This is a genomic window from Rhodanobacter sp. T12-5 (genome assembly GCF_008329435.1).
GTDB lineage: Bacteria > Pseudomonadota > Gammaproteobacteria > Xanthomonadales > Rhodanobacteraceae > Rhodanobacter.
Genome location: NZ_NPKN01000001.1, coordinates 891,867 through 911,030, shown reverse-complemented (window position 1 = coordinate 911,030; position 19,164 = coordinate 891,867). Strand labels below are relative to the sequence as shown.

The window sequence follows — 19,164 nt, the reverse complement described above, 5'->3', positions numbered from 1 at the left end:
ATCAGTTCATGCTTTCCGTCAGCGTCACGCCGGAGTACGTCTGGTACGCGCGCACCTTGATGTAATAGGTGGTCGTCGTCGATGGCGTGAAGGTGCAGCTCTCGTTGTTGCCGGTCTTGTACGGGCGGCAGCTGTAGGCACTGGTGGTCGGCGCCGAGCCGGCGCGTGCGTACAGGTCCGCGTCGCCGGTACCGCCGGAGATCGCGAAGGTCGCCGTGTGGCCGGCCTGCACCGTCTCGGTGTAGGTGGGCGACCAGTTGCCCGTGGTCACCGTCGGCAGGCTCACCGAGTTGGTGCTGCCACCGCCACTGCCACCACCGGTGGCGTAGCTGGCCTTCACGGTCACGCCCGAATAGGCCGAGTAGCCGTGCACCTTGACGTAGTACTTGCCGGCCTGCGGCGCGGCCACGCTGCAGCTTTCCGAGTTGCCGGTCTTGTACGGGCGGCAGTCGTAGCTGCTGGTGGTCGGCGCGCTGCCGAACTTGGTGTACAGGTCGGCATCGCCAGTGCCGCCGGAAATCGACATCACCAGGTTGCTGGCGCCGGTCGGCACCGTGATGAAGTAGTCGTTGTCGGCACCCGTGGCAGCGGCCACGCCCGTGACAGCCACGTTGTTCTGCAGCTCGGTGGTGGTGCCACCGCCGCCGCCGCCACCACCACCGCCACCAGTACCCGGGCAGGTCACCCCCACGCCGGTGAATGCCGCAACCACGTCACTCGCGTTGTAGCCGAGGTCGGTCGCCGCCGATTCCACGCCGCAGGCGCCGGAATTGAAGTCGGAGGTGGCCGTCCAGTACGACTTGTTCGCCAGTGCGTAGACCTGGAACGCCTTCTTCACATCCCAGCCGCTTGTCTTGGCCAGCAGGCAGAACGACTTGTTGTACACGCCGCTCGAATAATGCACGTCGAGGCTGGAGGTGTAGTTCGCGGCGTTGTCGATCGAGCCGCCGTCCTGCGGCGGGTTGCACATGTAGCGCAACGCGTCGCCGATGCCGGCGCTGGTCTTGACGATGTCCGCACCGACCAGGAAGTCCGCCGCACCGCGATCGTAGAACTCGGCCGCTTCGCCGGCGATGTCCGAGTAAGCCTCGTTCATGCCGCCGGACTGGCCGGTGTACTCCAGGCCCGAGTTCTGCTCGGTGTAGCCGTGGCTGATCTCATGGCTGGTCACGTCCAGCGAGACCAGCGGATAAAACGTGCTGGCACCGTCGCCGAAGTACATCGCGCTGCCGTCCCAGAACGCATTCTCGTAGTTCGACTTGTAATGCACCTTCATCACCAGCTGCATGTTCAGCGGCGGTGCGCCGGTGTAGGCGTTGTACATGTCATGCACGACACCGCCGAAATGATGGGCGTCGTTGACCGGCGAGTAGGCACCGTTGATCGCGTCGGTGTTGCTGGTCGGGCAGGTGAAGCTGACCACCGAACCGCCGCTGGTGCCGTGGTTGAGGTTGTAGGTCTTCACGTTGGTGTTGACCAGCGTGCAGGTGCTGCCGGACTGGGTCACGTCGAGCGCGGCGTAGTCGGTGCCGTAGGTGTACTGGCCGGTCTTCTGGTTGCCGCCCGGGCCGTTCGCCGAAGCATCGGTCAGGCCGTTCCAGCTCTTGATCACCGCACCGGTGTTGGCATCGATGATTGCCGTCGGACGGCTCGGGTTGGCACCGCCGACGAAATAGGAGACGCGGTACACCAGACGCGCCGTGCCGTTGTCCTGCGGGTACACGAACAGGTCGCTCTTCTGGTTGCCCAGCGTGGCGCCGCCGACCAGCATGGTATGCGCGTGCGCCTTCAACGCGGCGATGGCGTTGGCCGAGCTCAGTTTCGGCGCGACCGAGGCGAGATCGAGCGATGCGCCCTGCAGCAGCTCACCGGTGGCACGCAGCGCATTGCCCTGCGCGTCCTGCACCACCGCAATGCTGCGGCCGTAAACCGGCACGCCGTGGAACATCTGCTGCTGACGCACGACCTTGTGGCCACCGGCGAGGGCGACTGAACTGCGCGCCGCCAACGACATGTTCTGGCCCAGATTCAGGTGCGCAGCCAGCGAACTGACGGGTACCGCACCGAGATTCTGCGCGTGCAGGGTCTGTGTGTTGGCTGCCGTGGCTACCGAAGCGGTAGCCATGCCGATCGCGGCAACCAGCAGTTTCAGACGGAAATGGTTGGGCATTTGAAAAGCTCCTAGACAATATTTCGGGACAAACGGGACCGATGCGGCCGCGTGGCCCCATGCAGGAATTTGCCGTGCGAGGCACGGCGCCATATTCGTTAGCTGTCCAGCGATCCCAAAATACGTCCGGATCCGGCTGTCTTCCCCCTGGCATTCCTTGCGAGGACAGCGCGTGGACGCGTAACTGCAAAACGGTGATCAAACCGCTAAAGGATCATCCGTCAACCTCCCCGATGACGGACTCGATTACGTTATTCCTTGCGATTCATTGTCACAATCTGACTTTTTCCTACGCCGGGTGATGGCAGTCACAGCGTGGAAGATCGTGGGCACGCGAAACGTGGCATGTCGTTTCTCGCCACGTGGCCGTGATTGCCACGTGACGAATCGACAAGGTTTGTTGCATCGAAGTCCGCTGCCCCGGCAATGGGGAGGGCGCAGGATATTGCAGGTCGCTCGACGGAGTGTCGCAGCAGGCAGCGAACTCAGAGCATGCCGGTTTCGAGCTTGGCCGCATCGGACATCATCGAATGGCTCCACGGCGGATCGAACACCAGATCCACATCCGCCTCGGCCACCGTGGGAATCATCTCCAGCTTGGTGCGTGCGTCATCGACCAGGATGTCGCCCATGCCACAGCCGGGCGCGGTCAGCGTGAGCTTCACATAGACCTTGCGCTGACCGGATTCGGTCTGCTCCAGGCTGAGGTCGTAGACCAGTCCCAGCTCGACCACATTGACCGGGATTTCCGGATCGAACACGGTGCGCAGCTGATCCCACGCCAGCTTCTCCACATCGGCGTTGGTGGCGTCGTCGGGCACCTCGATCGGTGCCGGCTGTTCCTTGCCCAGCGCATCGGCGTCATTGCCGGCGATGCGGAACAGGTTGCCCTCCACATAGACGGTAAAGCTGCCGCCCAGCGCCTGCGTGATGTAGCCGATCTGACCGGCCGGCAGGGTCACCGTATCGCCTTGCGGCACCATGACGGCGCTGCAATCACGCATCAGGGTGAAGGGTTCGCTGCTCAGACTGAAACCACTCATGCCACTCGCCAATCCTGTCTTGCGGGCACGACCTTGCGCCGTACCCGGGTTGCCTATTATGCCGTCCGCAGGGCGGCCCCGCTTGTCACAGATCAGGCCGAAAGCATTGAACTCAAGGACGACCCGCCTCGTGGTCCTCCAGCGTCACGTTATGATGGCGGCTTTGCCAGATGGACAACCACGTGCTCCCATCCCTCCGGTCGTGCCTTCGATGAGCCCGCGCAACGCAGTCGTGGCGGTATCCGGGCTGTTCATCGCCGTCATGCTGGGACTCGCTGCCGGGGCGGTATGGATGGTGGCGACCTTGTACATCGGCCGCCCGCTGCCGTGGCTGGCAATGCCCGCCGGCGTGCTGCTGGCCCTGACCATTCGCCTTGGGGTACGTCCTGCAGGAATCGGCGCGGCGCTGCTGGCCGCGTGCGCCACCGTATTGGCGGCGCTTTACGTCAACCTGCTGATCGCCGGCGTACTGATTGCCGGCAGCATGGGCCTGGGCCTGATCGAGGCGCTACGGACCGCGGGATTCGGCATGCTGTGGCAACTGACGCGGCTGGCGTTGTCGCCTGCGGATATCGGCTGGACGATACCGGCCGTACTGCTGGCCGCATGGCTGGCCTGGCGTTCGCCGCGCAAGCGCTGAGCTGACTTCGACCGCCGCGCAAAACGCGGTCGATCAGGCGTCGATGTCCTTGACCGCCGCCACCAGTTCTCCCGCGGCAGCCTGGCCGTCGCCGTACAACATGCGCGTGTTGTCGGCGTAGAACAGCGCGTTTTCGATGCCGGCGAAACCGGTGCCCTTGCCGCGCTTGATCACGATCACGTGTTTCGCCGCGCTGACGTCGAGGATCGGCATGCCGTAGATCGGCGAGGCCGGGTCGGTCTTGGCCAGCGGGTTGACCACGTCGTTCGCACCGATCACCAGCGCCACGTCGGTGGCCGGGAATTCGGGATTGATGTCGTCCATGTCGGCGATCAGGTCGTACGGCACGCCGGCCTCGGCCAGCAGCACGTTCATGTGCCCGGGCATGCGGCCGGCCACCGGATGGATGGCGAACTTCACCTTCACCCCGCGCTTGATCAGCAACTGCGCGAACTCCCACACCTTGTGCTGCGCCTGCGCCACCGCCATGCCGTAGCCGGGCACGATCACCACGCGCTCGGCGTAGGCCATCATCACCGCCGCGTCGGAAGCGTCGATCGGCTTCTGCGCGCCCTCGATCGCCTGCGCCTCGCCACCGGTCGCGCCGAAGCTGCCGAACAGCACGTTGCCGATCGAGCGGTTCATCGCCTTGGCCATCAACTGGGTCAGCAAGGTGCCAGCCGCGCCGACCACCATGCCGGCGATGATCATCGCCTCGTTGCCCAGCACGAAACCCTCGAACGCCACTGCCAGGCCGGTGAACGCGTTGTACAGCGAGATCACCACCGGCATGTCGGCGCCGCCGATCGGCAGCGTCATCATCAGGCCGAACAACAGCGCCAGCACGAAGAACGCCGCGATCAGCGGCACGCTCGCATGACCGCAGGCCAGCGCGATGCCGATCACCACGGCCCCCGCCAGCAACAGCAGGTTCACCACACGTTGACCGGCAAACACGAAGCGCTTGTCCAGCCAGCCCTGCAGCTTGGCGAAGGCAATCAACGAGCCGGAGAAACTCACCGCGCCGATCAGCGCGCCAAGCACGCCCAGCGCCAGCTCCACCGGCGACAGCGTAGGCGGCAGGCCGTTCACCGCCCAGGCTTCGGGCCGCAGCGGCGAAGTGTCGGGCACGGCATGCAGCAGTCCGGACGACCGCGCAAACGCGATCAGCTCGACCGCGCCGATCGCCGCCGCCGCGCCGCCGCCCATGCCGTTGTACAGCGCCACCATCTGCGGCATCGCGGTCATCGCCACGCGCTTGCCGCTCCACCACGCGGCACTGACGCCGATCACCACCGCGGCGACGATCAGCCCGCGGTTGTGCATGTCCGGCAGGAAGAACGTGGCCAGCACCGCCAGCAGCATGCCGTAGCCGGCCCACACGATGCCGCCGCGCGCGGTGCGCGGCGAGCTCATGCGCTTGAGGCCCAGGATGAACAGCAGGGCGGCGAGGAAATAACAGGCCTTGATCACGGTGGGCAGCCAGCTCATCACTTCGCTCCCTTGCTTGATCCAGGCCGGCCGGCGTCCGGCTTGCTGGACTTGAACATCTCCAGCATCCGCTCGGTCACCACGTAGCCGCCGGCGGCGTTGCCGGCGCCGAGCAGCACGCCGATGAAGCCGATCGCGATCTCGAACGGCGTGTTCGCGTGCCCTAGCGCAATCATCGCCCCAACCAGCACAATGCCGTGGACGAAGTTGGACCCGGACATCAGCGGCGTGTGCAGGATCACCGGCACCCGCGCAATGATTTCATAGCCGGTGAATGCGGCCAGCATGAAGATATACAGCGCCAGGAAACCGTCGATCATGACCCCATCCCCTATGAGAGCCGCCCGCCAGGACGTTGTGCCTGCATCATACGGGAACCCCGCCCGACTTCGAGACCGTCCGCGCCCCGGCGAAGCCTTCGCGGCGAACAAGGCCGCATCGGCCCGGTCGCCGACCGTACCCACGTCAACCTGCACCCGCCTGCCGCGTTGAACACGGGAGATCCACCGATGGAGCCCGAGGATGCCGGTCCCGACGATGCGGACGACGCAGCCATGAACAGCGCAGTCGGCACATTCGACGCCACGCTGCCGCTCGACGCGCGCGAAACGCCTGCCACGCTGGATGCGTTCCTGGCGCAGGTCGAGCGGCGCGCGTTCCGCATGGCCGAGTTGCAGCTGCGTCATCGCGAGGACGCGATGGATGCGGTACAGGACGCCATGCTGCGGCTGGTCAAGCACTACCGGTTCAAACCTGCCATGGAATGGGCGCCGCTGTTCTGGGGCATCCTGCGTCGGCGCATCGTCGACCTGCAGCGCCGCCGCAAAGTACGCTCGATCGTGGTGGGCTGGCTTGGTGGCGGGCGCGACGACAGCGGCGACGAACTGCCCGTGTGGGAGCCTGCCGATCCCGGCCAGGGTCCCCTCGACCGGCTGCACGACGTACAGTCGTACGCGGACATGGCCACCGCCGTCGGGCAACTCCCGCAACGTCAGCGCGAGGCGTTCATGCTGCGCATGCTGGAAGGACTCGACGTGGCGGAAACCGCCCGCGCCATGGGCTGCTCCGAAGGCAGCGTGAAAACCCATCTGTCACGCGCGATGCACCATCTGCGCGACCAACTGGAGGACTGGCGATGACTTCGCCCGACGAACATTTCGAACAGCGCGCCCGCGAACTCTGGCGCGAGGCAGCCCAACACGTCGACCCGGCCACCGCCGGGCGCCTGCGCGCAGCGCGGCGACAGGCGCTCGAGGCAGCACACGCACCGACGCACCGCGCCGCACGCTGGCTGATCCCCACCGGCGCCTTCGCCGCGATCGCGCTGGCCGCGATGATGGTGTGGCAACCCTTGCCGACGCAGCACCCCACCACCGCGATGCACGCCGCCGGCAGCGCCGACGACCTGGACAACGAGCTGCCACCGGACGCCGACAAGACCGATCCGAACCTCTACCAGAACCTCGATTTCTACGGCTGGCTGGCTTCCACCAGCAGCCATACGGCAGCGCGCTGAGCCATGGCCCGCATCCTTCGCCCGATCCTGCCGCTGCTGTTGGCCGTCCTGCTCGGCGGCGTCGCCGCGACGCCGTTGCATGCGCAGGATGCGCCACCGCCCCATGCCGACATGCCGTCGCCGCGCGCGTGGAACAGCCTCGACCCCGCCCAGCGCGAGGTGCTCGCACCGCTGCAGAAAGAGTGGAACAGCATGTCGCCGCGCAAACAGTCGCACATGCTCCAGCGCGCCGAACACTGGGTAACCCTGCCACCGGAAAAACGCGAGGAAGTCCGCCAGCACATCGCGCGCTGGCAGCAAATGACACCGGACGAACGCAGGCAGGCGCGCGAGAACAGGCGCAAGTTCCGCCAGTTGCCACCGCAACAACGCGAGCAGCTGCACGCCACCTTCGAGCGCTTCCAGCGATTGCCGCCGGCACAACGCGAGCGACTGATCCGCGAATGGCATTCGCTGCCGCCCGCCGAACGCCTGCACTGGGATGAACGGCACGGCCACGACCGGCCGCCGCCTGGCAGTCCGGGCCAACCTTGACCGACCATACGCCCCGCCTTGCGCGGGGCGTTTTCCTGCAGGCCGTCCGGAATTTGCAGGAGCCTGGCTCAGCCGCCCTGCGGTGCCGGGAAGCGCGTCTCGCCGGCATGGCTCAAGCAACTCTTCGCCACCAACTCGTCGTCGAAATCCGGCTTCAGTTCGCCGTCGCGCACCAGCAACTCGACGAAGTTGAACACGTTGCGCGCATACATCTCCGACGCGTGCAACGGCGCGCCGGCCGGCAGGTTCAGCGGACCCAGGATCACCACGCCGCCGTGCTCGATCCGCTCGCCCGGCCGGGTCAGTTCGCAATTGCCGCCGCTCTCGGCGGCCAGGTCGACGATCAGCGCGCCCGGCTTCATGCCCTCGACCATCGCCGCCGTCAGGATCTTCGGCGCCGGCCGCCCCGGCACCGCGGCGGTGCTGACCACCACGTCGAACGACTTCAGGTGATCGGCCAGCGCCTGCTGCTGCGCTGCGCGCTCCTCCGCCGACAGCTCGCGCGCATAGCCGCCGCTGCCGGCGGCGCTGACGCCAAGGTCGAGGAATTTCGCGCCCAGCGATTCCACCTGCTCGCGCGTCTCCGGACGCACGTCGTAGCCCTCGATCTGCGCACCGAGCCGGCGCGCGGTGGCGATCGCCTGCAGGCCGGCCACGCCGGCACCGATCACCAGCACCTTCGACGGCCGGATCGTGCCGGCGGCTGTAGTCAGCATCGGAAAGAATTTCGGCGACGCCTCGGCCGCGATCAGCATCGCGCGATAGCCGGCCACCGCCGCCTGCGAACTCAGCACATCCATCGCCTGCGCACGGGTCGTGCGCGGCAGCAGTTCGAGCGAGAACGCGGTCAGCTTGCGCGCGGTCAATGCGGCGACACGCTCGGCGGCACCATAGGGACGCAACTGGCCGACCACCACACTGCCCTCGCGCAAGCCGGCGAATACCGTGTCCTGCGGCGGCAACACGCAGGCCAGCAGATCCGCCTGCGCCAGCACCGCGGCGGCATCGGCAAACTCCGCTTCGGCATAGCTGCTGTCGGGAAAGCCTGCGGCGCGCCCGGCATCATGCTCCAGCAGTACGCGCAGGCCCTTGCCGTGCAGCTTCTTCGCCATCTCGGGCGTGATCGCCACGCGCCGCTCTCCGGCGGCGGTTTCGCGCAAAGCGGCAACGGTGATCGGCATGAGCAGTCCCCTGGAGACGGTGGTCCGGACATCTTAGCGGGACTGGCAGGCTTTGATCCGGCCGAGTCCGAAAGAGTAAGCTGGCCCGCCGGCGCATGCTGCCCCGGGGCTCGCCGGAGACCCCGATGCCCGCAACTCCCGACGCTTTCGATGACCTTCTGGCTCTGGCACGCAGTGCGCGCGAGCTGGCCTACGCGCCCTACTCCAACTTCCAGGTCGGTGCCGCACTGCTGACCCGCGACGGCCGCCGCTTCAGCGGCTGCAACGTGGAAAACGCCGCCTACGGCCTGTGCAACTGCGCCGAACGTACCGCCCTGTTCAGCGCCATCGCCGCCGGCTGCCGGCCCGGCGACTTCGCCGCCATCGCGGTGATCGCCGATACCGAACAGCCGGTCAGCCCTTGCGGCGCGTGCCGCCAGGTGATGTCCGAGCTGTGCGACGAAGCCATGCCGGTGCTGCTGGGCAGCCTGAGCGGCGGGTTGCAGCGCAGCACCGTGGCCGCGTTGTTGCCGGGCGCATTCCGGCTGGCACAAACCAACTGACCATGCTCGCGCCGCGGTCGATTCGGCATCCGGATCGACCACGGCGCGAGTCGACCGTGCCCGGTCGGCATCGCTTTCATTCATCGTCCCGTTATTGCGCTTCCACGCGGCCGTACAAGCCATGGGCCTCGTCGTCCGGACCGGCGGTGAAATACAGCGTGTCCACGGGCTGGTTCAGATAGCCGTTGCCGAACGCGAGGCCCCACAGCCCGTCGATCCGAATCGGCTTGTAGTGCACATCGCGCAGGCTGCCCAACGGAAGGTTGGAGATCGGATCATAGGCATTGATGCGGCCATCGCCGAAATTGCCGATCAGCAGCGCGTTGCCGAATCGCCCGAAGCCCGCTGGCGCCAGCGTCACGCCCCATGGCGCGTCGAGCGCACCGCGCGAGGCCACGCGCCGGATCAAGTGGCCCGTCGGGGTATAGACATCCACATAACCCAGCCCCGGACCATGCACGTCGTCTTTCTTGCCGGCATCCTGCTTCGCATAGGTCACGTAGATGTCGCCGTTGATGTTGTGGATGCCGAATGGCGCGAACCCGTGCGGGATGCCCCGGTCGACGAACGCTCCGTATGGCAGTGCCATCCGCTTGAAGCTGGCGTCGAACACGTCGACCTTGGCATGGAAGAAGTCGGTCGCGTAGAGCTGCGCGCCGTTGCCGCCCGCACTCATCGCCAGGCCCTTGTAGATGGCGCTGCTGCAGCGAACCACCCGCAATGCATGGGTCGCGTCCACGTTCGGTGCCCAGGCCGCGATGATGCCGTCCTCGGTGGCAAAGATGAAGCGGGCCGGCCCGGAGGCGCTGCCCTTGCTGACCACGAATCCGCTGGAGCCGTTGTACACGGTTCCGGTGGGATTGCCGCCGCCCGAGGCGGTGGGCGTGGGGATCTGCACCACCAGCGGAATTGCGTTGCCGGCGCCGTCATACAGGGTGGACGTGCCGCTGCCGTTGTTCGCCACCCACGCTGCACCGAACGGGTTGAAGGCGATGCCCCATGCGTTGACCAGGTGCGCATCGACATGATCGGCCGGCACGAATCCATCCGATACCAGGTTGTGTTGCGTATATGTGAGGCCGCTGGCGTGCGCGGCAGGCGCAGCGGCGAGGGTGAATACCAGCGCCAGTGATGCGCACAGGCGGGAAGTGGGGGAGGAAACCATCATGTTCGAACTCCTTCGTTGGGGAAGACGAGACACCCGTCACGCGGAAAACACGCGTGCCATTGGCAGCGGGCGTATCGTTGGCTGATCGCCCTGCCGTTCGGTCTGTTCCCTCCGCGCGGGGTTTGGTTCATTGCCCGGCGATTGAACCGGAATCGCCGGGACCGGCATTCACACCGAAGCTGTGGCCAGCCGGGGTGGAGATATGCGGATCGCCGACAACCATGGGCATGCGGGCCTGCACGGCAACGCCGAGGAGGCCGAGTACGCGCTGTTGATGCGGATCGCCGCCGAAGACATGAGGGCATTCGAAATGCTCTACCGCGCATATCGGCCCCGCCTGCGGCGCTTCATCGCCGGCATCGTGCGGCAACCGGCGCTGGTCGAGGAAATCCTCGACGACACCATGATGGTGGTCTGGCACAAGGCGCATACCTGCAACCACCAGGCCAAGGTGTCCACCTGGATCTTCGCGATCGCCTGGCGGCAGGCAGTGCACGCGCTGCGACGCAACGATGACCGGTTCGAGCCCGGCGACGACGAGCACGTCAGTTCGTCCGAGCCCGGTCCCGACATCGAACTGCAGCAATGCGAACTGCAGCGGCACCTGGGTACGGCGCTCGCCGGGCTGTCGACAGAGCAACGCGCGGTGATCGAACTGACCTACTACCTCGGCTACGCCTGCCGCGAGATTGCCCAGATCATGGACTGCCCGGTGGACACCGTGAAGACACGGATGTTCTACGCGCGGCGCAAGTTGAAGACGCTGCTGGCGCTGACGCGGGAGGAGGCGATATGAGCGGGAGGGTGCTGCGCTTCGAGGGGTCGGTGCACACGGAAGCCGAGCGACTGTTGCCGTGGCTGGTGAACGGCACGCTGCAGAACGAGGAGCTCGCGCTGGTGCAGCAGCACCTCGCCGAATGCACGGCGTGCCAGCAAGAACTCGCATGGCTGCGTTCGCTGCAGGCCGCCTGCATCGAGGAAGCCTTGCCGGCAGACAATCCCGAGGACCCGCTGCGGCGCCTGCGCCGGCGCCTGGACAACGCGAAGGTCGAGGCTCGTCCAGACCGGATTCGCCGGCGGCCCTGGCTGGGCTGGGTGATCACGGTGGAGGCGGCGCTGCTGTTGATGCTCGGCGCGGCATTGCTCCATGAAAACCGCCCGGCGGTGGCCGAGTATCACACCCTGGGTGCAGCCCAGGTGTCCAGCGAGAAACTGGTCGTGGTGTTCGACCCTGGCATCAGCGAGGCGCAACTGCGCCAGCTGATGCGAGCGAGCGAGGCACATATCGTGTACGGCCCGACCGACGCCGGCGCCTGGGTGATCAGCGTACCGGCGGCGCATGCGAAGACAGTACGCGAAGCCCTGCGCGCCGCGCCCGGCGTGCTGCTGGTCGAGAACCTCGCCGCGGATGACGGGGACTGACGATGCACCGCCGCGTGCTGCTCGCGCTGCTCTGCCTGGCTCTGGCCGCTTGTGCCGTGCCAGCGACGCGTTCACCAGCGGCGCCCCCCGGCGCGGGGAATGCGCGACAGCAAATCCTGCTCACGCTGCGCATCCCGCCAAGTCACTTTCATCCCGATGCGGACTACACCGGCGACTACGTGAATGCCCCCGGTCGCGTGGCGCGTCGCCACGTCGCCGAACAGCTCGCCCGCCGCTACCGCCTGGTGCTGCTGGACCACTGGCCGATTGCCGCACTCAAGCTGGATTGCTTCGTCATGCAGGTTCCCGACGATGGCCGCCGCGCCGGATTGCTGCAGCAATTGGCGGCCGATCCGCGGGTGGCATCGGTGCAGCCGATGCATCTGTTCCACTCGCTGGCTCGCGACGATCCGCTGTACGTCCTGCAACCGATGGCCGCACATGGGCGTCTGGCCGAACTGCAGCAACACAGTACCGGCCGGCATGTCACTCTTGCCGAACTGGACAGCGGCGTGGAGCTCGCCCACCCTGATCTGCGCGGCCAGCGGGTGGTGGCCCGCAATTTCGTGGACGACGGCGCATACCCCGCCGAGGCGCACGGCACCGAGGTCGCCGGCATCATCGCCGCGGGCGCGAACAATGGCATCGGCATCGCCGGCATCGCGCCGGGCGCGCATTTGCTGGCGCTGCGTGCCTGCTGGCAGGAATCATCCGGCGGCGCCGTGTGCAGCAGTTTCACGTTGGCCAAGGCACTCCAGTTCGCGCTTGACGCGAACGCACAGGTAATCAACCTGAGCCTCGGCGGCCCACGCGATCCGCTGCTGGCGCAATTGCTGGACGTCGCGCTGGCGCGCCGGGTCACTGTCGTGGCCGCGGTCGATCCGGCCCTCGCCGGCGGCGGCTTCCCTGCTTCCATGCAAGGGGTTCTGGCTGTCGCCGGCGACGACGCTGGCCGCCAGCCTGCTGGCGTGTTGAGGATGCCCGACCGGGATATCCCGACCACCCTCCCCGGCGCCCGTTGGGGCTTCGTCTCCGGTTCGTCGTTCGCAGCCGCGCAGGTGAGCGGCCTGGTCGCCCTGCTGCGCGGGCTGTCGCCACGGATGCAGCCCGCGCAGCTGCGGGCTGCGTTGTCCACTGAAACTGAGCTAGGCTCGCCGGTGCAGCGGCCTGCGACGGTCGATGCGTGTGCAGCCGCAATGCGCGTGGACGGACATTGCGCATGCGACTGTGCGGCATCGGGCATCGCCCCCTCAGGGTCGCGCCAATGAGACTGTGCCGTGCTGCGTCAAGCGATCGCGCTCAGCACCCTGCTGTTCATGACCACGGCCAGCGCCCAGGTCTCGGGCAGCGTTGCGCTGGTCTCGGACTACCGGTTCCGCGGCATCTCGCTGAGTGACGAGCAGCCGGCCGCACAGCTCGGCGTCGCCTACGACGGTCGCGGCGACTGGTACGCGGGCGCACTGGTATCCGTCGTGCGGCCATCGCAACAGGTGCGGGCGCAGTGGCTGACCTACCTGGGCATGACCCGCCCGCTTCGCGCCAAGCTGAACTGGGAAGCCGGTCTGGAATACGCCTCCATCGCCGGCGACTCCGGCTATGCCTATCCCGAGGCCTACCTCGGGCTCGCTTCGGAGCATTACAACCTGCGCGTGTACTACGCCCGGAACTATTTCGGACAGGGTCCGCCCGCTCTCTACGCGGCGCTGGACCGCCATTGGAGGCTCTCCGAACGCCTGCGCCTGCTCGGTCATGTCGGACTGCTGCGGCGCAACGGCAGCGGCGATTTCGAGTCGAACCACTACCGTGCCGACGCGCGCATCGGTCTGGCGGCAGCATGGCGCGACTACCACCTGCAGTTGTTCTGGACGATCGTGCGCGGCAGCGATGAGCCGTATCCCTTCGGCTATCCCCGCGGCGATCGGGCCGGACGCGAAGCGTGGGGGATATCCTGTTCGCGCTCGTGGTGAGCATGGCCGGCGGCAGGCGCGCTGCCGGTTGAGCCACCGGTTGTGTACGATGGCAATTTTTCGCCGCGACGTCCCCATGACAAACCCGCTTGCCCTGCTTCAGCACCGCCACTCCGTGCCCTCGCGCCAGCTCGGCGAGCCGGCGCCGGACGAGGCGACGCTGCAGGCGCTGCTCGAAACGGCGATCCGCGTGCCCGATCACGGCAAGCTGGTGCCGTTCCGGCTGATTCGCCTGCACGACGAAGCGAAACGGGTGTTTGGCGAGCGGTTGGCCGCGATCGCCATCCGCAACAACCCGGATCTTTCCGAGGCCAAGCTGGCGAAGGAGCGCGGGCGCTACACCTTCGCGCCGCTGGTGATGGTGGTGGTTGCCCGTCTCCACGCCGACAGCAAGGTGCCGGAGATCGAGCAGAAGCTGTGTGCCGGCAACGTCGCCTACAACATCTTGCTCGGCGCATACGCATTGGGCTACGGCGCGCAATGGCTGACCGGCTGGGCCGCCTACGACCGCGAGGTGGCCGGCATCCTCGGCCTGGCCGACAACGAACACGTGGTCGGCTTCGTCCATCTCGGCACGCCGCAGATCGAGGTGCCCGACCGCGACCGCCCGGCACTGGCCGACCTGTCGAGCACGTGGACGCCATGACCATCGCGACCGACGGACGTCCAGCCGTCCATCTGGTCGATGGCAGCCTGTACGTGTTCCGCGCCTGGCATTCGATGCCGGACGAATTCCACGATGCCGATGGCCACCCGGTCAACGCGGTGCACGGCTACACCCGCTTCCTGTGCGAGCTGCTCGAGCGCGCACAGCCCGAGCATATCGCCGTGGCATTCGACGCCTCGCTGACCAGCTCGTTCCGCAACGGCATCTATCCCGCCTACAAGGCCAACCGCGAACTGCCGCCACCGGATCTGGAACGTCAGTTCGTGCAGTGCCGCGCGATCACCGAAGCGCTCGGCGTGCATCTGATGATCGACCACAGCTTCGAGGCCGACGACCTGATCGGCAGCACCGTGTGGAACCTGCGCGCGCTGGGCTGGCGCAGCGTGATCGTCTCGGCCGACAAGGACTTCGGCCAGTTGCTGGGCGAGCACGACGAGCAATGGGATTATGCCCGCGGCGTCCGCTGGGGGCCGTCCGGCGTGCACGAAAAGCTGGGCGTGCACCCGCACCAGGTTGCCGACTATCTCGCCTTGTGCGGCGATGCCGTCGACAACATTCCCGGCGTCCCCGGCATCGGCGCGAAAACCGCCGCCGCCCTGCTCAGCCACTTCGGCAGCCTCGACATCCTGCTCGACCGCATCGACGAAGTCGCCTTCCTGCGCCTGCGCGGCGCCGCCACGTGTGCTGCAAAACTGCGCGAGCACGCCGAGCAGGCGCGGCTTTATCGCCGGCTCACCCGCATCGCGCTGGACGCGCCCGGTGCCAGCACGGTCGAGATGCTGCTGCGCCGGCGTCCGCAACCCGACCGGCTCGAAAGCCTGTGCGAACAATTGCGCTTCGGTGCGTTCACCCGCAGCCGCCTGCACGCATTGCTGCGTTGAGGCCTGCGCTGCCACCACGTCGATGACCAGGCAAAGCACGCGACAGCACGATGCCGCGTCGCCGGTTGTCGCTGCCAAGCGGACAGTTCAACATGTCCCTTGGTTTTCCCCGGACACCGATCGACGATGAACGATTCCTCCAGTCATATCCCGGACGACGCCAGCGCCCCGGTGGAAACCCTCTGCGAAGGCCGCTGGCTGAGCTTGCGCAAGCGCGGCCGCTGGGAATACGCCGAGCGCAACAACCCCGGCGGCGCGGTGATCATCCTGGCGGTGACGGCGGACGACAACGTGCTGTTCGTCGAGCAATATCGCGTGTCGATCCTGCAGAACACCATCGAGATGCCTGCCGGCCTGGTCGGCGATCTGGCCGATCAGGCCGACGAAAGTGCCCTGCTCGCGGCCCGGCGCGAACTGGAGGAGGAAACCGGTTACCGCTGCCAGCGAGTGGAGTTCGTCCATCGCGGCCCGTCGTCATCCGGCATGAGCACCGAGATGATCACCTTCGTGCGCGCATGGGGTCTGGAGAAAGTCGGCCCGGGTGGCGGCGACGAGACCGAGAACATCGTGGTACACGAAGTGCCCCGCGGTGAAGCCGGCGCGTGGCTGTTCGCCCGCGCCGCCTCCGGCTACTCGATCGACCCGAAGCTCTTTGCCGGCCTCTGGTTCATCGAACACGGCACCGCGACGCCCTAGAACAGCGGGCAGGCAGGCACAGCCCGGGGCACCGCATCGCCAGACGATCGCACAGGGACCTGCACGGCACCGGGCTAAAGTTTTCGCCTTCGGTGCCGATTCCGTGGGTGTCGGCCCACGTCGGCTCCCCGTTTGGCTTTCGCAATGATGGAATTGTGCTCATGAAAACTCTGCTTGTTTCGACCCTGCTCCTGCTCGTGCCACTGGGTGTACGCGCCGAATGCTCGCCCAGCGATTTTGTAATCAAGGATTTCAAGACGTCCTACAGCGGCGCCGGTTCGGCCCTCAAGCTCAGCCTGAGCGGCGAGCTTGTCAACAATTGCGCCACCCCGTCCGCCGCACAGATCGTGATCCAGGCCAAAGGTGCTGACGGCAACATCATGCAGACCAAGAAGGGCTGGCCCGCCGGCACCACCAACATCGCCCCCGGCGCGTCGGCCAACTTCGACCTCGGCAGGCAGTTCCACGTTCAGCCCGGCATGGCGAGCTACAGCGTCAGCGTGGCCAGCGTGCGCACCTGGTAATCCTGCCGCACCGCCCCAGAAAAAAGGCTCCGCAAGGAGCCTTTTTTCTGCGCGTATTTCCGATGTTTCACGGCTGCCCGGGTTGGCCCGGCGATGCCACGCAGCGGGCTCAGTGCAGCACGAACAACTTGTCGAAGCCGGCCACGCGCAGCGTGTTGCGCAATTCGCTGCCGGCATTGACGATGCGGATCTCGGAGCGATCGGCGCCCGCATGCTCGCGCAACAGCAGCAGCATGCCCAGCGCGGAGCTGTCCATGCTGGTCACTTCGCCCAGGTCGATGACATAGCTGCGCGCCGTGCTCCCGCTGCCTAGGCAGGCGTCGTGAAAATCGCGATGGATACTGAAATCGAAGCGCTCGCCCAGTTGCAGGGTCAGGCAATCGTGTTCGCTGTCGTGGTGGACGATCATCTTGCGCTCCTTCAGAACAATTCAATTTCGCCGGCGTCCATCGAACTCTGCAACGCCGGACCTCGTGAGCGCAGGCGTGCCTTCTCGCGCTGAATGGCCAGCCGGCTGCGTACCCGTTGCGCATGTTCGACCAGCGCTTCGGCGTCGACCGGCGCGCAGGCGAGCTCCTCGATGTCGCGCGTGCATTCGCCCACGACCTCCTGCAATTCGACCAGCCGGGTGCGCGTCTGGCGCAGCAACTGGCTGAGGATGTCCTCGAACTGCAGTGACCGGATCGTGGTGGAGACGTCGCTGCCGAGGCCGCGATTGATCTCGACCACCTGGTCGGCCACCGCGCTGGTGCGCGCGTCGCTTTCGGTGACGTGCGCCATCATCGCGTCGATGCCGCCCTTGGCCGACAGCGCCACATTCAGGTCTTGCGAAGCCATCGTGCCGACCAGGCCACGCAACTGCTCCATCGCCGTGCGGGCGCGCTCGACATGGCTGCCGATCTGCTCGTTGAACTGGTTGGAATTACTGGCCAGGTTGCGGATCTCGCCGGCCACCACCGCGAAGCCGCGGCCGGATTCGCCCGCGCGGGCCGCCTCGATCGCGGCGTTCAGCGCCAGCAGGTTGGTTTCCTCGGCGATCGTGTTGACGTTCTTCAGCAGGCCGAACACGGCATCCATCTCCTTCGCCATGCCGTCGATGCGATAGACGATGCGCAGGCTCTCGCGCGACATCTGCACGATCATGCCGACGAAGTGCTGCAGCAGGTCGCCGGTGCGTGCAGCGAAATCCTGTACCGAGACTCCGCCGTTCTGCGCGTCGATGATCTGCTTGAGCAGCGATTGCTGCAGGCCGGTCTTGTGCGACAGGCCATCGAAGCCGCCGCCCAGTTCGGACACCGCATCGCTGAGCAGGTCGAGCCCCTGGTGCAGCTCGCGGGTGGCGTGGCCGAGCTCGTCGACCAGCGCCCCGCGCACGTCTTCGAGCGCCTCGCGCACCGGCGTGCTGTTGTTGGCCACGACCAGCGGCGGCGTTGCCGGGGCGTGGCGACGGCTTTCGACGATCCACACCGCCGTCAGCACCACGATCAGCAACGGCGCCAGCCAGGCCGGTTGCCACAGCAGCGCCAGCAACAGGGCCAGCGTGCTGGCGAGCCAGCCGTAGATGGGCTGGGTAGCGAAAAGCCGGGTGATTCGGGATGAGGAAAGCATGGGCCGTAATCCGAAGGTCAGGCGCGTGAAACGCCGTCATGAGGTTGGCGCGCCAGAGTCAGCAGGCGCGCGGCAATGTGATCGAGCGGCAGCATTTCGTTGGCCGCGTCAAGTTTCCAGGCGGCGCCGGGCATGCCCCATACCACCGAGCTGGCTTCGTCCTGCACCAGCGTCCTGGCGCCGGCCTGTTTCAGTTCGAGCAGCCCGCGCGCGCCGTCGTCGCCCATGCCGGTCAGCAATGCCGCGATCGCGCTGGCGCCGGCACTGGCGGCCATCGAGCGGAACAGCACATCCACGCTGGGCTTGTGGCGGTTCACCGGCGGACCGTCGTGCAGCCGGCATACGTACTTGGCGCCATCCCACATCACCAGCAGATGGTGGCTGCCGGGGGCGATGTAGGCGTGGCCGGTCTGGATCGGCTGACCGTCGTGCGCCTCGCACACGCGCATCGCCGAACAACGGTCCATGCGCATCGCGAACGGGCCGCTGAAGGCCGCGGGGATGTGCTGGGTGACCAGGATCGGCGGCGCATCCGGCGGCATCGCCTCCAGTACCACGCGCACCGCTTCGGTGCCGCCGGTGGAGGCGCCGATCACGATGATCGGGCTGCCGCCGCGGGACCCGGGCGTCTGCGCGCGCGGCAGCACGGCATCGGCCGAGAGCCTCGGCGGAACATCCAGCTTGCGTACCGCCGTGCGCGCCCGCGGGCGCGCCGTGGCGGCCAGCTTCACCTTGGCGCAGATCTCCTGTGCGCTGGCTCCGAAGCTGTTGGCCAGGTCGCTGCTGGGCTTGGCGAGGAAGTCGACCGCGCCGAGCTCCAGTGCACGCAACGTCACGTCCGCACCCTGCACGGTCAGCGACGACACCATCACCACCGGCATCGGCCGCAGCCGCATCAGGTTTTCAAGAAAGGTCAGGCCATCCATGTGCGGCATCTCGACGTCCAGCGTCAGCACGTCCGGATCGAGCTGCTTGATCTTCTCGCGGGCGATCAGCGGATCGGCGGCGGTACCGACCACTTCGATCGCCGGATCGCAGGCAAGCATCGCCGTCATCAGCTTGCGCACCAACGCCGAGTCGTCGATTACCAGAACACGAACTCTTTCCATTGCCA

The 19,164-nt window shown here is 66.8% G+C and carries 22 protein-coding genes; 13 read left to right on the top strand and 9 right to left on the bottom strand.

From position 1 onward, the window contains the following. Nucleotide 1 precedes the first annotated feature (1 nt). Nucleotides 2–2,170 carry a M4 family metallopeptidase gene (locus CIW53_RS03860; RefSeq protein WP_149363361.1) on the bottom strand — a complete coding sequence of 723 codons (2,169 nt, stop codon included), beginning with the start codon at nucleotides 2,168–2,170 and terminating at the stop codon, nucleotides 2–4. A 485-nt stretch (nucleotides 2,171–2,655) separates the two neighbouring features. Continuing rightward, a complete protein-coding gene (gene sufT / locus CIW53_RS03855; RefSeq protein WP_149363360.1) occupies nucleotides 2,656–3,213 on the bottom strand; it encodes a putative Fe-S cluster assembly protein SufT in 558 nt (185 codons plus the stop codon). Between the two features lie 211 nt (nucleotides 3,214–3,424). Here sufT and CIW53_RS03850 point away from each other — a divergent pair, with 211 nt between their 5' ends. Then, nucleotides 3,425–3,853, top strand: coding sequence for a hypothetical protein (locus CIW53_RS03850; RefSeq protein ID WP_149363359.1), 429 nt, complete (start codon nucleotides 3,425–3,427; stop codon nucleotides 3,851–3,853). A gap of 33 nt (nucleotides 3,854–3,886) precedes the next feature. On the opposite strand, the gene CIW53_RS03845 is transcribed toward CIW53_RS03850, so the two are convergent. After that, nucleotides 3,887–5,344: an NAD(P)(+) transhydrogenase (Re/Si-specific) subunit beta gene (locus CIW53_RS03845; RefSeq protein ID WP_149363358.1), complete on the bottom strand. Its 1,458-nt coding sequence runs from the start codon at nucleotides 5,342–5,344 to the stop codon at nucleotides 3,887–3,889. Continuing rightward, nucleotides 5,344–5,664, bottom strand: a complete 321-nt coding sequence (locus CIW53_RS03840; RefSeq protein ID WP_149363357.1) for an NAD(P) transhydrogenase subunit alpha — start codon at nucleotides 5,662–5,664, stop codon at nucleotides 5,344–5,346. Before CIW53_RS03840 ends, CIW53_RS03845 begins: the two co-directional genes overlap by 1 nt. 234 nt (nucleotides 5,665–5,898) lie before the next feature. Between CIW53_RS03840 and CIW53_RS03835 the strand changes: the two genes are divergently transcribed. The 3 genes from CIW53_RS03835 to CIW53_RS03825 are packed head-to-tail and all read left to right on the top strand — an operon-like array spanning nucleotide 5,899 to nucleotide 7,394. After that, nucleotides 5,899–6,483 (top strand): RNA polymerase sigma factor, encoded by a 585-nt coding sequence (locus tag CIW53_RS03835; protein WP_149363356.1) that lies wholly within the window; start codon nucleotides 5,899–5,901, stop codon nucleotides 6,481–6,483. Beyond that, nucleotides 6,480–6,860: a hypothetical protein gene (locus tag CIW53_RS03830; protein ID WP_149363355.1), complete on the top strand. Its 381-nt coding sequence runs from the start codon at nucleotides 6,480–6,482 to the stop codon at nucleotides 6,858–6,860. Before CIW53_RS03835 ends, CIW53_RS03830 begins: the two co-directional genes overlap by 4 nt. A gap of 3 nt (nucleotides 6,861–6,863) precedes the next feature. Next, nucleotides 6,864–7,394, top strand: coding sequence for a DUF3106 domain-containing protein (locus CIW53_RS03825; protein WP_149363354.1), 531 nt, complete (start codon nucleotides 6,864–6,866; stop codon nucleotides 7,392–7,394). Nucleotides 7,395–7,462: 68 nt separating this feature from the next. On the opposite strand, the gene CIW53_RS03820 is transcribed toward CIW53_RS03825, so the two are convergent. Then, on the bottom strand, nucleotides 7,463–8,575 hold the full coding sequence (locus CIW53_RS03820) for an NAD(P) transhydrogenase subunit alpha (protein WP_149363353.1): 1,113 nt from the start codon (nucleotides 8,573–8,575) through the stop codon (nucleotides 7,463–7,465). Between the two features lie 125 nt (nucleotides 8,576–8,700). Here CIW53_RS03820 and cdd point away from each other — a divergent pair, with 125 nt between their 5' ends. Beyond that, nucleotides 8,701–9,117, top strand: coding sequence for a cytidine deaminase (cdd, locus tag CIW53_RS03815; RefSeq protein WP_149363352.1), 417 nt, complete (start codon nucleotides 8,701–8,703; stop codon nucleotides 9,115–9,117). 91 nt (nucleotides 9,118–9,208) lie between these two features. Here cdd and CIW53_RS03810 read toward each other — a convergent pair whose 3' ends face one another. Then, a complete protein-coding gene (locus CIW53_RS03810) occupies nucleotides 9,209–10,285 on the bottom strand; it encodes a TIGR03118 family protein (RefSeq protein WP_197736610.1) in 1,077 nt (358 codons plus the stop codon). 202 nt (nucleotides 10,286–10,487) lie between these two features. Here CIW53_RS03810 and CIW53_RS03805 point away from each other — a divergent pair, with 202 nt between their 5' ends. From CIW53_RS03805 to CIW53_RS03770, 8 genes are all read left to right on the top strand, one after another. Then, nucleotides 10,488–11,081 carry a sigma-70 family RNA polymerase sigma factor gene (locus tag CIW53_RS03805; RefSeq protein ID WP_149363351.1) on the top strand — a complete coding sequence of 198 codons (594 nt, stop codon included), beginning with the start codon at nucleotides 10,488–10,490 and terminating at the stop codon, nucleotides 11,079–11,081. After that, on the top strand, nucleotides 11,078–11,707 hold the full coding sequence (locus CIW53_RS03800; protein ID WP_149363350.1) for a zf-HC2 domain-containing protein: 630 nt from the start codon (nucleotides 11,078–11,080) through the stop codon (nucleotides 11,705–11,707). Before CIW53_RS03805 ends, CIW53_RS03800 begins: the two co-directional genes overlap by 4 nt. A 2-nt stretch (nucleotides 11,708–11,709) precedes the next feature. Further along, nucleotides 11,710–12,975, top strand: coding sequence for a S8 family serine peptidase (locus CIW53_RS03795; RefSeq protein WP_149363349.1), 1,266 nt, complete (start codon nucleotides 11,710–11,712; stop codon nucleotides 12,973–12,975). Between the two features lie 9 nt (nucleotides 12,976–12,984). Beyond that, complete coding sequence (locus tag CIW53_RS03790) at nucleotides 12,985–13,674, top strand: TorF family putative porin (RefSeq protein ID WP_149363348.1); 690 nt, start codon at nucleotides 12,985–12,987, stop codon at nucleotides 13,672–13,674. 76 nt (nucleotides 13,675–13,750) lie between these two features. Continuing rightward, entirely contained in the window at nucleotides 13,751–14,320 is a 570-nt protein-coding gene (locus CIW53_RS03785) for a nitroreductase (protein ID WP_149363347.1), read from the top strand. Next, a complete protein-coding gene (locus tag CIW53_RS03780) occupies nucleotides 14,317–15,222 on the top strand; it encodes a 5'-3' exonuclease H3TH domain-containing protein (RefSeq protein ID WP_149363346.1) in 906 nt (301 codons plus the stop codon). Before CIW53_RS03785 ends, CIW53_RS03780 begins: the two co-directional genes overlap by 4 nt. A 126-nt stretch (nucleotides 15,223–15,348) precedes the next feature. After that, entirely contained in the window at nucleotides 15,349–15,918 is a 570-nt protein-coding gene (locus tag CIW53_RS03775; protein ID WP_149363345.1) for an NUDIX hydrolase, read from the top strand. A gap of 161 nt (nucleotides 15,919–16,079) precedes the next feature. Beyond that, a complete protein-coding gene (locus CIW53_RS03770) occupies nucleotides 16,080–16,442 on the top strand; it encodes a hypothetical protein (RefSeq protein WP_149363344.1) in 363 nt (120 codons plus the stop codon). 109 nt (nucleotides 16,443–16,551) lie between these two features. Here the strand turns inward: CIW53_RS03770 and CIW53_RS03765 are convergent, their stop codons facing one another. Genes CIW53_RS03765 through CIW53_RS03755 form a run of 3 tightly spaced genes read right to left on the bottom strand, consistent with a single transcriptional unit; the run spans nucleotide 16,552 to nucleotide 19,159 of the window. Beyond that, a complete protein-coding gene (locus CIW53_RS03765) occupies nucleotides 16,552–16,851 on the bottom strand; it encodes an STAS domain-containing protein (RefSeq protein WP_149363343.1) in 300 nt (99 codons plus the stop codon). A gap of 11 nt (nucleotides 16,852–16,862) precedes the next feature. Continuing rightward, nucleotides 16,863–18,050, bottom strand: coding sequence for a methyl-accepting chemotaxis protein (locus tag CIW53_RS03760; RefSeq protein ID WP_149363342.1), 1,188 nt, complete (start codon nucleotides 18,048–18,050; stop codon nucleotides 16,863–16,865). A gap of 17 nt (nucleotides 18,051–18,067) precedes the next feature. Then, nucleotides 18,068–19,159 carry a chemotaxis response regulator protein-glutamate methylesterase gene (locus CIW53_RS03755; protein ID WP_149363341.1) on the bottom strand — a complete coding sequence of 364 codons (1,092 nt, stop codon included), beginning with the start codon at nucleotides 19,157–19,159 and terminating at the stop codon, nucleotides 18,068–18,070. Nucleotides 19,160–19,164 lie beyond the last annotated feature (5 nt).

Bases quoted from the DNA above. Each gene is read 5' to 3' on its own strand.
- CIW53_RS03860 (WP_149363361.1), bottom strand. From the start codon at position 2,170: ATGCCCAACCATTTCCGTCTGAAACTGCTGGTTGCCGCGATCGGCATG.
- sufT (WP_149363360.1), bottom strand. From the start codon at position 3,213: ATGAGTGGTTTCAGTCTGAGCAGCGAACCCTTCACCCTGATGCGTGAT.
- CIW53_RS03850 (WP_149363359.1), top strand. From the start codon at position 3,425: ATGAGCCCGCGCAACGCAGTCGTGGCGGTATCCGGGCTGTTCATCGCC.
- CIW53_RS03845 (WP_149363358.1), bottom strand. From the start codon at position 5,344: ATGAGCTGGCTGCCCACCGTGATCAAGGCCTGTTATTTCCTCGCCGCC.
- CIW53_RS03840 (WP_149363357.1), bottom strand. From the start codon at position 5,664: ATGATCGACGGTTTCCTGGCGCTGTATATCTTCATGCTGGCCGCATTC.
- CIW53_RS03835 (WP_149363356.1), top strand. From the start codon at position 5,899: ATGAACAGCGCAGTCGGCACATTCGACGCCACGCTGCCGCTCGACGCG.
- CIW53_RS03830 (WP_149363355.1), top strand. From the start codon at position 6,480: ATGACTTCGCCCGACGAACATTTCGAACAGCGCGCCCGCGAACTCTGG.
- CIW53_RS03825 (WP_149363354.1), top strand. From the start codon at position 6,864: ATGGCCCGCATCCTTCGCCCGATCCTGCCGCTGCTGTTGGCCGTCCTG.
- CIW53_RS03820 (WP_149363353.1), bottom strand. From the start codon at position 8,575: ATGCCGATCACCGTTGCCGCTTTGCGCGAAACCGCCGCCGGAGAGCGG.
- cdd (WP_149363352.1), top strand. From the start codon at position 8,701: ATGCCCGCAACTCCCGACGCTTTCGATGACCTTCTGGCTCTGGCACGC.
- CIW53_RS03810 (WP_197736610.1), bottom strand. From the start codon at position 10,285: ATGATGGTTTCCTCCCCCACTTCCCGCCTGTGCGCATCACTGGCGCTG.
- CIW53_RS03805 (WP_149363351.1), top strand. From the start codon at position 10,488: ATGCGGATCGCCGACAACCATGGGCATGCGGGCCTGCACGGCAACGCC.
- CIW53_RS03800 (WP_149363350.1), top strand. From the start codon at position 11,078: ATGAGCGGGAGGGTGCTGCGCTTCGAGGGGTCGGTGCACACGGAAGCC.
- CIW53_RS03795 (WP_149363349.1), top strand. From the start codon at position 11,710: ATGCACCGCCGCGTGCTGCTCGCGCTGCTCTGCCTGGCTCTGGCCGCT.
- CIW53_RS03785 (WP_149363347.1), top strand. From the start codon at position 13,751: ATGACAAACCCGCTTGCCCTGCTTCAGCACCGCCACTCCGTGCCCTCG.
- CIW53_RS03780 (WP_149363346.1), top strand. From the start codon at position 14,317: ATGACCATCGCGACCGACGGACGTCCAGCCGTCCATCTGGTCGATGGC.
- CIW53_RS03775 (WP_149363345.1), top strand. From the start codon at position 15,349: ATGAACGATTCCTCCAGTCATATCCCGGACGACGCCAGCGCCCCGGTG.
- CIW53_RS03770 (WP_149363344.1), top strand. From the start codon at position 16,080: ATGAAAACTCTGCTTGTTTCGACCCTGCTCCTGCTCGTGCCACTGGGT.
- CIW53_RS03765 (WP_149363343.1), bottom strand. From the start codon at position 16,851: ATGATCGTCCACCACGACAGCGAACACGATTGCCTGACCCTGCAACTG.
- CIW53_RS03760 (WP_149363342.1), bottom strand. From the start codon at position 18,050: ATGCTTTCCTCATCCCGAATCACCCGGCTTTTCGCTACCCAGCCCATC.
- CIW53_RS03755 (WP_149363341.1), bottom strand. From the start codon at position 19,159: ATGGAAAGAGTTCGTGTTCTGGTAATCGACGACTCGGCGTTGGTGCGC.